Origin of the sequence: Terrabacter terrae (assembly GCF_039529575.1) — a bacterium.
Lineage (GTDB): Bacteria > Actinomycetota > Actinomycetes > Actinomycetales > Dermatophilaceae > Terrabacter > Terrabacter terrae.
Genome location: NZ_BAAANB010000021.1, coordinates 1251574 through 1263902, shown reverse-complemented (window position 1 = coordinate 1263902; position 12329 = coordinate 1251574). Strand labels below are relative to the sequence as shown.

12 protein-coding genes are annotated in these 12329 nt (G+C 70.5%); 7 read left to right on the top strand and 5 right to left on the bottom strand.

Features of this window, described 5'->3' with window-relative positions:
* Positions 1-71 precede the first annotated feature (71 nt).
* From ABD194_RS16090 to ABD194_RS16075, 4 genes are all read left to right on the top strand, one after another.
* Positions 72-473 carry a hypothetical protein gene (locus ABD194_RS16090; RefSeq protein WP_343993160.1) on the top strand — a complete coding sequence of 134 codons (402 nt, stop codon included), beginning with the start codon at positions 72-74 and terminating at the stop codon, positions 471-473.
* Between the two features lie 220 nt (positions 474-693).
* Positions 694-1839 carry a PP2C family protein-serine/threonine phosphatase gene (locus ABD194_RS16085; protein ID WP_343993158.1) on the top strand — a complete coding sequence of 382 codons (1146 nt, stop codon included), beginning with the start codon at positions 694-696 and terminating at the stop codon, positions 1837-1839.
* Between the two features lie 486 nt (positions 1840-2325).
* Positions 2326-2985 (top strand): hypothetical protein, encoded by a 660-nt coding sequence (locus tag ABD194_RS16080; protein WP_343993156.1) that lies wholly within the window; start codon positions 2326-2328, stop codon positions 2983-2985.
* A 154-nt stretch (positions 2986-3139) separates the two neighbouring features.
* The gene (locus tag ABD194_RS16075; RefSeq protein ID WP_343993154.1) at positions 3140-3304 is read left to right on the top strand and encodes a hypothetical protein; all 165 of its coding nucleotides are present in this window, start codon (positions 3140-3142) and stop codon (positions 3302-3304) included.
* Between the two features lie 101 nt (positions 3305-3405).
* Here the strand turns inward: ABD194_RS16075 and ABD194_RS16070 are convergent, their stop codons facing one another.
* Positions 3406-4806 (bottom strand): sensor histidine kinase, encoded by a 1401-nt coding sequence (locus ABD194_RS16070; protein ID WP_343993152.1) that lies wholly within the window; start codon positions 4804-4806, stop codon positions 3406-3408.
* 24 nt (positions 4807-4830) lie between these two features.
* Entirely contained in the window at positions 4831-6489 is a 1659-nt protein-coding gene (locus tag ABD194_RS16065) for an FAD-dependent oxidoreductase (RefSeq protein WP_343993150.1), read from the bottom strand.
* Between the two features lie 207 nt (positions 6490-6696).
* On the opposite strand from ABD194_RS16065, the gene ABD194_RS16060 reads away from it, so the two are divergent.
* The 3 genes from ABD194_RS16060 to ABD194_RS16050 all read left to right on the top strand — a co-directional run bounded on the left by ABD194_RS16060 (position 6697) and on the right by ABD194_RS16050 (position 10021).
* Positions 6697-7323, top strand: a complete 627-nt coding sequence (locus tag ABD194_RS16060) for a TMEM175 family protein (protein WP_343993148.1) — start codon at positions 6697-6699, stop codon at positions 7321-7323.
* 386 nt (positions 7324-7709) lie between these two features.
* Positions 7710-8354 carry a CDP-alcohol phosphatidyltransferase family protein gene (locus ABD194_RS16055; RefSeq protein WP_343993146.1) on the top strand — a complete coding sequence of 215 codons (645 nt, stop codon included), beginning with the start codon at positions 7710-7712 and terminating at the stop codon, positions 8352-8354.
* On the top strand, positions 8351-10021 hold the full coding sequence (locus tag ABD194_RS16050; RefSeq protein WP_343993144.1) for an alkaline phosphatase family protein: 1671 nt from the start codon (positions 8351-8353) through the stop codon (positions 10019-10021). The genes ABD194_RS16055 and ABD194_RS16050 overlap by 4 nt, the downstream gene beginning before the upstream one ends.
* A 137-nt stretch (positions 10022-10158) precedes the next feature.
* Here the strand turns inward: ABD194_RS16050 and folE are convergent, their stop codons facing one another.
* From folE to ABD194_RS16035, 3 genes are read right to left on the bottom strand one after another with little or no spacing between them, the layout of a single operon-like run.
* A complete protein-coding gene (folE, locus tag ABD194_RS16045; protein ID WP_425579995.1) occupies positions 10159-10800 on the bottom strand; it encodes a GTP cyclohydrolase I in 642 nt (213 codons plus the stop codon).
* A complete protein-coding gene (locus tag ABD194_RS16040; protein ID WP_343993142.1) occupies positions 10797-11738 on the bottom strand; it encodes a patatin-like phospholipase family protein in 942 nt (313 codons plus the stop codon). The genes folE and ABD194_RS16040 overlap by 4 nt, the downstream gene beginning before the upstream one ends.
* Entirely contained in the window at positions 11738-12202 is a 465-nt protein-coding gene (locus tag ABD194_RS16035; protein WP_343993140.1) for a hypothetical protein, read from the bottom strand. Before ABD194_RS16035 ends, ABD194_RS16040 begins: the two co-directional genes overlap by 1 nt.
* Between the last annotated feature and the right edge of the window lie 127 nt (positions 12203-12329).

Genomic DNA, 12329 nt, shown 5'->3' with positions numbered 1-12329 from the left:
ACGTCTGCTTGGCATACCCTGAACCAGGACAGCGGATCACACCAAGATCCTCTGGGCTGAGGGGCGGCGGCATGACGTCATCAGAGTTCGCAGGCGACAAGGTCCAGCGCGCCTCTGTCTCCTCTGATGTGGTCCCCGCTCTGCGACGCCTGGCGGAAGCAGCACTGCAGGCCGCGGCTGCCAAACTGTCTCGCAAGGTTGACGAGTGGATTCGCAAGGTCGACGAGTACGCGGCCTCCGAGGGCGCGACCGGGAGAGCTGCCCTCGAGGGCCTGAAGGCTCACCTGCTGGGAAAGAACCCGGTGTGGGCGGCGATGAAGGGCGCGTGGTGGGGGGCCAGCGTCCCGCTCAGGTTGGTCGCGGTGCTGGTCCTGCTGCTTGTCCTGGTGCTTGCCCCGGTGGTGTTGCTGTTACTGCTCCTCGGCCTCCTCGTCGCCGCGATTGTTGCAGGCATTCGAGCCGCCACTCGGTAACTCCTGTAGGCGCCCTGTCCACGCTGCGTCCTGCCTCTGCCTGGGGTCGCTCGTATGCCACGGTGAGCCGGCTGCGCTCGACCGACCATGCCGCTCGTCGCACGACGTCCGACCATGCCCCGCTGGAGACGTTCGCCCAGCTCAGCCTTCTCACTGGTTTCCGCCAAACGCCAGCGGTGGTGACGGCGGGGCGCAACAATGCGCTGTCAGCATGGTGGGCTTGAGCCCGAGCGTGGAGGGTCAAGGCCGAGGGTTGCATCTCCGTTCCGTCTTCGCCGCGCCCGAGGGCGTGCTACCTACCGTCCGGCAGTCGTCCTGGACGATCGGCTGGGCCAGTGCCGCCCTCTTGGCGCTGACGACGCTGGCCGACGTGGTGATCAGCCCTCGGGTGGCGGTACTGACTGGCCTCCTCGGGCTGGGACCACTGCTTGCCGCGTCCGCGCTGACGCCACGCTCGACTGCAGCGTTTGCCGGCGCCGCGGTGATTTTGGCGGCCGTTTCGGGACTGTGGAACGACGTCGGTGTCCAGTACGGTGTCATCCTCCTGAACGTCGCCTTGGTCAGTGCGTTGTCGGTGATCGTCAGTGTGATCAGGGCCGGCCGCGAGGCGGATCTGCGCGACTCGCGCCGCATCGCCGGCGCGGCGCAGGAAGCGTTGCTTCCCGTGCTACCCGAGTCGCTGGGCCCCGTCCGGATCGGGACTCGCTACCACTCGGCGACCGGCACCGCGCAGGTCGGGGGCGACTTCTTCGACTTCGTCGCCGAGGGGAACCGGCTGCGCTTCCTGCTCGGTGATGTCAGTGGCAAGGGCGTCGGCGCCGTCACCGAAGCTGCCCGCGTCATCCGCGCCTTCCGGCAGTACGGCGCGAGCGAGGAGGATCTGGTGTCCGTGGCCCGCCGCGTCCACGAGTACGTCACCCCTTTCTGGGACGTAGAGCGCTACGCCACTGCCGTCTTCGTCGAGATCAACGGCCCCGACAGGGTGGCCGTCGTCGCGGCCGGACACCCCGCCCCGCTGCGGGCGTCCGCCGACGGCGTGCACGAGCTCGCGGTGCACCATTGCCTGCCCCTGGGCATCGGCCCGGCGGACCATGTCACGATGCACCGCTGGAACCCATCCGACCGCCTGCTGCTCTACACCGACGGGCTCACCGAGGCCCGGAACACAGCCGGCGAGTTTCTACCAACTGCCCGCATCGAGGCCGCTTTGCGTGAGGGAAGTCCGGACGCCTGCCTCGACGAGCTCCTGCACCGCGTGCAGGTTCACGCCGGACGGTTCACCGACGACCTGGCGCTCGTCCTGCTGACCAACGCCGCGAGCGCCGCCGGGATCAGCCCTCCCGCCACGTCCGATGCCCGGCCGTGACAGGCCGTGACAGGCCGTGGCGCGGCTGGTCGGCGGCCGGACGCGTCGGTCGCGATGGCGAGGCGCTGGGTGGGTGGCGGTCAGGGAGCGGTCGTGTGACGACCCACGGCCAATCGACGGAACCGCTCTAGGTGCAGGATGCCTCTTTCGTGGGAACGACTGGCGGCGCCGGGCACCGATCGTGCGCCGGCTCGGCGGACGACTGTCCCTGCCGACGGCTCCCGAGGACACTGGGTGGAAGCGGACCTCACGTTCATCGGTCCGTACGACTTCGCAGGAGGCGCCGTGGCCACCACGGCGAGTCGCGCACACAGTGGGTGCCCGGTGCCCATGCACTCGGGCACTGGGCGGTCGCGCGTCATCAGGGTGGCCCTCGTCGCGGCGCTCGTCGCGGGGCTCGCTGCCTGCGATGGACCGCGGGGCGGAACATCAACGGCGCCCGGGCCGGCGCCCCGCGGAGCGGTGACCGCGGCAACCAGCGTCGAGGTGACTGCGCCACAGGCCGTGCCCCGCAGCTACCGGATCCCTGAGTCGCCGTCCCTCGTGGACCGGGATGGGTACGCCTTCCGCAGCCTGGACGCCCTGCGCCCGGGAGCGACCTACCGCCTGCGCATGCCCGGAAACCTCTATCCCGATGCGCCGCGATCCCACTTGGCCGTGGAGCTCACACCGGACGGCGACCGTTGGTGGCTTTTCGAGCAGGGAGTGGTGACGCAGCAACCGTCCTACCTGCGGGAGGACGCCGGCATCCGCGCCATGGAGCTGGACGTCATCCCGTACGGGCCCTGCCAGGCCCAGGCACGGCTGCCGGCAGCCCCCGGACCGACGCCCGCCGACCTCGCCCACTCGATTCTCACGAGGTACCCGTTCACCATCATCGAGCCTGTTGTCCCGGTCACGCGGTTTGGTGGGTCCGGCGTTCACCTGGTGGCCCAGCTCCATGATCCGAGTGCGTCGTTGTGCGACAACAACGGGTTGATGACCTACCGGCCGATGGCGGCCCAGCACCAGTTCGTCGAACTGTGGATCGTCGTCGTGCACGGCGAGCGGGTTGTCGTCGAGCGGTCGTGGTTCCCGGACACGAGCTCTCGTGTCATCGCGGACCAGCAGCACACTCTCGACTCGCTGCGGTTCATACGCGTCTGACACCGCAGCGAGGGAGTGTCCTTTCCCATCCCCCACAACACCGGCTCAACCGTTGGGGGAATGGGACCCCCGCGGTGTCCAGCCGTACTCGCCGTCGACCGCTCTCAGCTCGAGCGGCGGGAGCTCTGGTCTCTGGGTCCATTGCCTCATCCGCATGACTGCGGACGCGTTCAGTTGCTCACGAAGAAGAGCGGCGCTCGTGCTGGTCCTGTCGCTCGCGACCGTCGCCGCCTGCCAGACGGTCAGCGCTGAACCGGGTGCCGGCGACGGAAACCTTGCCACGTCCGAGGTCTCCCACATCTGGCGACAGCAGATCTGATCGACCCAGCGGCGCGGGGCCCAGCGGGCGGCAACGACCCGGCCCATGTCGCCAGCCGGCTGTTGCGACGGGATCGCCTCTGCCCGATGCCTCACTCCCACTCAGCGGGCGGGGGCGCTCCCGGCGTGGATCGGTAGGCGGACCCGGAGGCGAGTGTCCCCGGGTCGGGACTGCACCTCGATGGAGCCGCCGTGGCGGTCGACGACGATGCGCTGAGCGATGTCGAGGCCCAAGCCGGTTCCGCGTCCGACGTCCTTGGTCGTGTAGAACGCCTCGAACGCGCGTTGCTGCACCTCTGGCGTCATGCCGGCCCCCGTGTCTCCTACTTCCACGACGACAGCGTCCCCAGTGCGCCGGGTGGTGACGGTGAGGGTGCCAGCGCCCGCCATCGCGTCGACAGCATTGTCGATGAGGTTGGTCCACACCTGGTTGAGCTCGCCGGGCATTCCGTCGACGAGCGGTACGTCGCCGCCCCAGTCGCGCACGACGGTGATGCCCGGGCGCAGCCGCGGGCCCATCACGAGCAGGGTGCTCTCGAGCCCCTCACGGACATTCACCCGCTGGTGCGAGGCACGGTCCATCTGGGAGTACGACTTGATCCCGGCGACCAGCTCGGAGACCCGCCTCGTCGACTCACGCACCTCCGCGAGGAGCGAGGCGACATCGACTGTCCGCGCCACCCAGACGAGCGAGGGCTCGAGCCGGTCACCCGATGTCGCCGCCGCCCGCTGGAGCCACTCGACGTCCGCGCCCGCGGAGACGAGCGACGAGGCGAGCTCCCACGAACGCTCGACGCCTGCACCCTCGAGCCACCCGTACAGCTCCTCCTCGCGGTCGGCGGTCTCGAGCGCGTCCGCCGGCGCTGCAGCTGGTTTCAGCCCGCGCCTCAGCGAGTCGAGTCTGGCGAACTGCGGCGCGGTCACTCCGCTCGTGGCCATCTGCCGGAGCGCGTCCAGCAGACCGTCGCAGGCCCGCTCGAGCTCCACCGCCGAGCGGACGGCCGCGGCTGCCGGGTTGTTGATCTCGTGCGCCAGGCCGGCCGCGAGCGTCCCGAGCGTCACGAGCGCGCTGCGCTGGCGGGCAGTCGCCTCGATCGAGCGGGCGGTGCCGTAGAGGCCCGCGACGAGGTGGGCGGCGAAGGGGAACCAGACCTCGGCGAGCTCGTGCAGTCGGGAGGCAGGCACCCGCAGGAGCCGGCCCGGTGCCACTCCCCGAGCTGACGCGAGATAGACGCCGTGCTCGTCCCAGGCGCGAAAGCCACCGGCCCAGCGGCCCGGCATGTCCATCCGGCCCACGACCACGTCCTCCCTGCCGATGCGGCGCGAGAGGTCGAGCGATCCGTCGACGACGACCCACCAGTAGTCCGCGCGCTCCCCCTCGAGCCAGAGCACCTCCCCAGGGAGGATCGGCACCTCGTCGCCTCCCGTCAGCAGCTCCTGCAGCTGGTCGTCCCGCAGCCCGTCGAAGAGCGGCACCGCTCGGAGGTCGGAGAGCTCGAGCATCGCAGGTCCCGTCTGTCGGCTCGCTCAGATCGTGGCGAGGTAGCGGTGGACGAAGTAGACCGACATGGAGCCCTCGCCGACGGCCGAGGCAACTCGCTTCATCGAGTCCGAGCGAACGTCGCCCGCCGCGAAGACCCCCGGCAGGCTGGTCTCCAGGGCGAACGGCGGCCGTGAGAGATGCCAGGCGCGCGCCGCCGGGCCGGTGACGAGGTCATGGCCGGTGACCACGAAGCCGTGACTGTCGCGCACCACGTCCGCGCCGAGCCAGTCGGTCCGGGGCGACGCGCCGATGTAGACGAAGAGCCACGCGGCCTTCACCTCGGTCGTGGCGCCCGTGTGCCGGTCGGCGAGCGTCAGCCGCTCGAGATGCCCGTCACCCGAGGCGCCCACGACCTCGGTACGGCACAGGACCCGGACCCGCTCCTCGAGGCGCACTCTCTCGACGAGGTACTGCGACATGCTCGCCGACAGAGAGTCGCCACGCACGAGAAGGGTCACCCGCGCCGCGTAGCGAGCGAGGTTGAGGGCGGCCTGTCCGGCGGAGTTGGCGGCGCCGATGACGTACACCTCGTCACCTTCGCAGGCGGCCGCCTGGCTTGCGTTCGAGCCGTAGTGGACGCCGCGACCGGCCAGCTCGTCGATCCCAGGCGCCTCGAGCCGGCGGTACGACACCCCGGTGGCGACCACCACGCTGCGGGCTTCGATGTCGTCGACGCCGTCGAGGCGCACCGCGCGGACGGGGCCACGGGACTCCAGGGCAACGACGTCCCTGGCCAGGACGAGCTCGGCGCCGAAGCGTCGAGCCTGCGCGAGGGCCCGGTGTGCGAGGTCAGCCCCGGACAGTCCCCGAGGGAACCCGAGGTAGTTCTCGATGGCTGCGCTGTGACCCGCCTGTCCCCCCGGGGAGTCCTGTTCGACAACGACCGTGCTCAGGCCCTCCGACGCTGCGTAGACGGCCGCGGCGAGGCCGGCCGGCCCTCCTCCGACGATGCACAAGTCGTAGAGGTCACGCTCGGCGCTGGTCCGCAGACCCAAGGCTGTCGCGACGGCCAGTGGCGTTGGCGCCCGCAGGGCCTCCCCGTCCGGGACGAGCACGAGCGGCAGGTCATCCGGTCGGGCGCCGGCCAGGTCCAGCAGGCGGGCGGCCTCCTCGTCACGCTCGACGTCGAGCCATACGTATGGCACATGGTTGTTCGCGAGGAACGTCTTGACGAGATCAGTGGCCTGGGACCAGCGGTGACCGATGACGCGCACGTCGTTCGTCTGCTCCGGGTGAGCGTTGTGCCAGTCGGACAGCAGGTCGTCCACGACCGGGTAGAGCCGCTCCTCGGGTGGGTCCCACGGCTTGAGCAGGTAGTGGTCGAGACCGATGTCGTTGATCGCCGAGATCGCGACGTCGGTGTCGGCATAGGCCGTCAGCAGCAGGAGCTTCGCGTCGGGCACCTCGCCGCGCACTCGGGACAGGAGCTCTATCCCGCTCATTCCCGGCATGCGCTGGTCGGACGCGACGAGGGCAACGGGTTGGGAACGCAGGACGAGCCGGGACAGCAGGTCGAGCGCCTGGGCGCCCGAGGAGGCGCGCAGGATGCGGTACTCCTCGCCATACCTGGCTCGAAGGTCCCTCGCGATCGCAGCGGACACCGGTGCGTCGTCGTCCACCGTGATGATCGCCGGTCTGGCCACGGCCTCAGCGTACGAGGGACCGGCTGAGCGCGTACCCATGTCGGGCGACTGTTCAGGTGGCTGTCGGCTGTTGCCCGGTGCACCGTTTCGGGCATCACCGCACAAAGCATCTCAGTGGCCACCGCGCCCGAGAGCGAGCCCGTGATGCGATCAGCGCCATTGCGCCCAAGGCGCGAAGCTTCGTCGGACTTGGTCCATCATGAGGACGTGGAGCGTGGACGCATGGAGGCGTTCAGCGACGGGGTGCTCGCCGTCGCGATCACCATCCTGGTCCTCGACCTGCACGCCTCCGCCGCCGAGCCGGAGCCCTTGGCGACCCAGCTCGAACAGGGGTGGCCCTCCTTCGCGGCGTATGCCGTGAGCTTCTTCGTCATCGGGGTCGTGTGGATCAACCACCACGCGGTGGTGAACCTCGTCGCGCGCGTCGACCGCCGGCTGCTGTTCTACAACCTGTTGCTGCTCTTCTTCGTCACGACCATCCCGTTCACCACCTCCACCCTCGCCGAGTACCTCTACCCCTCCCACGGTTCGAGCACGAGCCTCGCCGCGCTGCTCTACGGCGTCAGCACCGAGGGCATGGCGGTGTCGTTCACGCTCATGCTGTGGCACATGACTCGGGCCGGGCTCACGACGAGGCCGGTCACGCGACAGCAGGCCAACCGGGCTGTCGTGCGCTTCGGTGTCGGCACCCTGCTCTATCCACTGGTGACTCTCGTAGGGCTCGTCAGCGCACCGGCGATGCTGCTGCTCTATGCCGCGCTCACCGCGTACTACGTCTTCGAGCAGACCCCCATCCTGGGCGAGGGGCCGCCCCGAGGTGACCAGGCCGTCTGACGCTGGGCCGGCGTGTGAGCCCGGCAACACACAGCAACCGATTCCCTTCGGCAGACGCCACGGACCTGGGAGAGGGATGCACGCTGGGCGGGTGCTGCCCCAGATCAGCCAAGCCGAGGGGCAGTCGCGGCTCGACGACCCGGAACGGCGCTGCATCGATGGGCGCGCGAGCAGACTGGAGCCCACGATGAACTCTCGCCGCGATCACGGCGTCTTCTGCGGTAAACCCCCTTCCTGCAGGCGGAGGCGCAGTGCGACACGGTTTCCCTCCCGGCCCGCTCGTCGGGTTCGCTGGTGTGCTGGCCCTGATCACCGCCCTCGATCCCGGTGCCGCCGGGTGGGCTGTCGGTCTCGGGTCCGGAGCCGGGGTGACTGCACTGCTCAGCATGGGCCTCGCACGGGCGTCGCGACGTCGCCTGCTACCTGCGGACCGCGTCACACTGACGCGGGCCGTAGCGACCTGTGGCGTGGCGGCCCTTGTCGGCGGTCAGCTCCTCGGCGCCTCCAGCGGGCGGGAAGGATCGAGCCCTCTCGTCGCACTGGCATCCGTCGCGCTCCTCCTCGACGCGGTGGACGGTCGAGTCGCGCGCCGGACCGGAACGGTGCATCCGCTGGGCGCACGCTTCGACATGGAGACCGATGCCTTCCTCATCCTCGTGCTCGCAGTGGACGTCGCTCCTGACCTCGGCTGGTGGGTCCTCGGCGTCGGGGGCGCCCGCTACCTCCTTCTACTGGTCGTGCTCGCCGGCCGCTGGGCACCCTGGCTTCGCGGGCAGGTCCCAGCCCGTCGCTGGCGCAAGGTCGTCGCGGCATACCAAGGCGTCGCTCTCACGATGGCGGCAGCCCACATCCTGCCCACCTACATCGGCGGCGTCCTCGTTGCTCTGGGGCTGGCCCTGCTCGCCGTCTCGTTCGGGACCGAGGTGCGGACGCTGCGTGCCCTCTCGGCTCCTGCCGACCCGGACAGGGACGCCGCTCCAGCGTGCCGGGACCTGCCGCCCGCCGGCCTCGAGGCGGGCGCGTTGCCGTGAGCAGGTACCGGCCCCGGACGTCGAGACGCCGAGCCGCCAGCCACGCGGTCACGGCCCTGGCGGTCCTGCTCGCCTGGGTGGCGCTCGTGGCGCCCGCCCCCGTCCGCGGGTGGTCTCCGGCGCCGCTCCAACTGCTTCGGCTCCCGGCAGAGGGGATCGTGTTCGTCGCGGTGCTGCTCGCCCTGCGCCGCGGGGTCCCCCGCTGGTTCCCGGTGGCCGTCGGACTCCCCCTGGGGGTTCTGCTCACCGTACGGCTCCTCGATGTGGCGTTGCTCGCGGCGTTCTACCGCCCGTTCAACCCCCTGACGGACTGGCGATACGTGGGTTCCGCCGCCGAGTCCCTCGGCGAGTCGAGCGGGGCCCTGACCGCGGTGCTGGCAGTCGTGGTGGCAGGCCTGTCGCTGACGGGGCTGCTCGTCCTGACGCCGTTGGCGGTCGGACGTGTCGCTCGGGTCGTCGATCGGCACCGAAGACCAGCCCTGCGCGCCGTGGTGGTCGCCTCCGTGGCGTGGGTGCTCTGCGCGTCCTCGGGCCTCCACACGTCTTCTGACCTGGCCGTGGCGTCATCGAGCACCGCTGGCCTTGCTGCACGCGAGGTCACGTCAGTTCGGGAGGGCCTGCGTGACATGGAGGCCTTCGCGGCGCAGATCCCCGTCGACTCGTACGGGCACGTCCCACCCGGTGACCTGTTGGGCGCGTTGCGTGGCAAGGACGTCCTCGTCGTCTTCGTCGAGAGCTACGGCAGGGTGGCCGTCGAGGAGAGCCCTGAGGTCGCCGGGGCGCTCACGGCCGGTGCGAGCGGATTGCGCTCCGCCGGCTACACCAGTCGCAGTGCCTGGCTCACGTCGCCCACCTTCGGCGGGATCAGCTGGCTGGCGCACTCGACGCTGGAGTCGGGCCTCTGGGTGAGCAGCCCGCAGCGCTACGACCAGCTGCTCGCGACCGGTTCCTCGGACCGTCCGCGCCTGACGCTGGCCCGCGCCTTTTCCGGGGCTGGCTGGCGCACCGTCGATGTCATCCCCGCGAACCACCGAGACTGGCCCGAGGGCAAGGCGTTCTACGGCTACGAGCAGGTCTACGACGCGCGGAATCTCGGTTATGCGGGGCCCGACTTCGGCTACGCGCCGATGCCCGACCAGTACACGCTCTCGGCGTTCGACCGCCTCGAGCTCGAACGCCGACCAGGGCGCGCACGCCAGCCCGTCATGGCAGAGATGGACCTCGTCACGAGCCACGTCCCGTGGGCACCCCTGCCGCACGTCGTCGACTGGCCCGCCGTCGGCGACGGCTCCATCTACGCCGCCCAGGCGGCGAAGGCGACGACCCCGGACACGGTGTGGGCCAGTCCGCGGGGGGTGCGAACGGCATACGGCCAGAGCGTCGCGTACTCCCTCGACAGCATCGTGTCGTTCCTGCGCTCCACCCACGACCGCAACCTCGTCGTCGTCATGCTCGGAGACCACCAGCCGGTCAGCATCGTCTCGGGCGACCACGCCGACCACGACGTGCCGGTCAGCGTGATCGCACGAGACCCGGCCGTGCTCGAACACATCGCCGGCTGGGATTGGCAGGCCGGGCTCCGGCCAGGTCCCGCTGCCCCCGTCTGGCCGATGGACCGCTTCCGCGACCGCTTCCTGAGCGCGTACAGCCCGGACAACGGTGGCTGAACCACGCGACGCGACCCGGCACGAGGAGGGCCACCATGAGGCGACGTGCGCGCAGTCCCTCGGGATGGAAGCGAGGGGGCCGCTCGGCAGCCGAGTGCTTGGGTCTGCAGCTGTCACACTTCAGCCGACAGGGCCCGTCAGGCGACAGGGCGGGTCAACGCGAGGAACTCCGACCGGGAGCGGGGGTCGTCGCGCAGGGTGCCGAGCAGGCTGGAGGTGATCGTGGTCGTCCCAGGCACCTGGACGCCTCGAAGGGTCATGCACAGGTGCTCGGCCTCGACGACCACTCCGACCCCGACCGGCGAGAGCTGCGCGCTCAGCCAGCCGGCCACCTGCGTGGTCAACCGCTCCTGGACCTGTGGTCTGGAGGCGAAGTGCTCAAGCACCCGGGCCAGCTTCGACAGCCCCAGGATGCGCGCGCCAGGGAGGTAGCCGATGTGGGCGACTCCCACGAACGGCAGCATGTGGTGCTCGCACAACGATCGCAACGGGATGCTGCGCGCGAGGATCAGCTCGTCGTAGCCGCCGTCGTTGGCAAACGTCGTCATCTGGAACGGCCGTGGGCTCATCAGCTCGGCCAGGGACGCGGCCATGCGCTCCGGGGTGCGCGCCAGGGATTCGTTGTCCAGGTCGACGCCGAGCGCCTCCAGCAGGATCCGCGCTCCTGCGGTTGCGCGGCCCAGGTCCGGGCTGGTGACGGCGCCCGTCCCTGTCCACGCCGGGCGGTCCCGGTGATGAGGATGGGGCTGAGCTTCTGCCTGTGCGGTCGACCTGTTCACCGGGTCAGTCCTTCCTGCGGTTGAGGTGTTGCGGTGTCGGGTGCGTACGCCGCCTCGCGGCGGCGTTCGGGTCGCGGATGGTGTGTGTGCAGCGCGAGCACGCTGGGGTCCTGGGGGCGACCGCCCGCCTCCAGCCAGTCGCGCGTGCTGCGGTGCGCCCGGCGCACCAGTGCCGACGTCTGGCCGAAGTCGGCCGGTGAGACCGAGAGAGGACACAGCGGCGGGATCACCCGGAGCTGTGCTGCCCCGGCGTAGCCCCGGATCTGTGCCATCAGCTGGCGGTGCAGCAGGAGGCTGAGTGAGCTCAGTGCTATACCGAGAGCCGTCGCCGGCGGCGGCCCGGCACAGGGGTAGCCGGCGGGCAGCAGGTAGATGTCCGCCACCCCGCGTCCTGCGGTGTGGCCGAGCACGTCGAGCTCGCCGATGGCGCCGTCGACCAGCGTGGCGCCCTCGCGGACCACCGGTGGCAGCACGCCGGGAACGGCCGCGCTGGCCCGGACGGCGCTGACCACGGGCCCGGTGTCGAGCACCTGCCCGACACCGGTGACCAGGTCGGTGACGGTCACCTCGACGGGGATGCGAGCGTCCTGGAGGAAGTCGTAGCCCAGATGTCGCTCGAGCAGCCGCTGCAGGCCGCCACCGGAGAACATGGATGGCTGGCCGCCTCGGGCCGCTCCCCACCATCGCTTCGGCTCGAGCGCGAAGACGTCGTGGCGCCGCAGGCCGTGCCACAGCGCCGTCAAGGACTCAAGCCGGTCCGTCGTGCTGACGCCGCTCCCCCTGGCCGGCCCGGCGAGGTATGCGGCGTTGACTGCCCCCACGGAGGTGCCCACCAGCAGGTCGGGCTCGACCCCGGCGTCGTGCAGGGCGGTCAGCATGCCGACCTGGACGGCTCCGAGGCTTCCACCGCCGGTGAGCACGAACGCCGTGGTCACCATCAGTCCCGACGCCGCAGCGGCCAGAACGTAGGCCGGGGGTCGTAGCGGCTCGCCAGCCGCTGCAGGGCCGCCGCCGCGAGCAGCAGCCCGAAGTCCCGCAGCGCGACGTCGTAGAAGCCGGGGATGAGCAGCAGGTTCACGATGATGCCGCCGAGCCAGACGGCCACCACGAGGGCCCCGAGGCGTGGGTGGAGGGCGACGATGAGGCCGGCGACCACCTCGATCACGCCGACGGCGTACATCGCCTGGTGTGGCGTGACCGGCAGGGGACGGGACAGCACCGGCGCGAGGTAGTGGTCCCACTGCACGAGGACGTTGGTGAACTTGTCGAGGCCGAAGATGATCGGCGCGACGGTGAAGGCGGTGCGCAGTATGGCGAATGCCTGGTATGCCGCGTCGCTCCTCTGCGCTCGTGCCGAGCGCTGCCCCTCCACGAGCGAGCGGTGATTGCCGATGGTGACCATGTGTGCTCCTTGGACGTGACCGAGAGTCCGACCCTCCGCCGCCGGACAGGCAGGCGTTCAGGTGGGACGCTGATGGAGTGTTAGCGCGGTCAGCAGTCGCGGGTCTTACCGAGCTTCTCGGCGCTCG

Excerpts from the sequence above, each read along its gene's own strand:
- ABD194_RS16090 (WP_343993160.1), top strand. The coding sequence starts at position 72 with ATGACGTCATCAGAGTTCGCAGGCGACAAGGTCCAGCGCGCCTCTGTC.
- ABD194_RS16075 (WP_343993154.1), top strand. The coding sequence starts at position 3,140 with ATGACTGCGGACGCGTTCAGTTGCTCACGAAGAAGAGCGGCGCTCGTG.
- ABD194_RS16070 (WP_343993152.1), bottom strand. The coding sequence starts at position 4,806 with ATGCTCGAGCTCTCCGACCTCCGAGCGGTGCCGCTCTTCGACGGGCTG.
- ABD194_RS16055 (WP_343993146.1), top strand. The coding sequence starts at position 7,710 with ATGGGCCTCGCACGGGCGTCGCGACGTCGCCTGCTACCTGCGGACCGC.
- ABD194_RS16040 (WP_343993142.1), bottom strand. The coding sequence starts at position 11,738 with ATGGTGACCACGGCGTTCGTGCTCACCGGCGGTGGAAGCCTCGGAGCC.
- ABD194_RS16035 (WP_343993140.1), bottom strand. The coding sequence starts at position 12,202 with ATGGTCACCATCGGCAATCACCGCTCGCTCGTGGAGGGGCAGCGCTCG.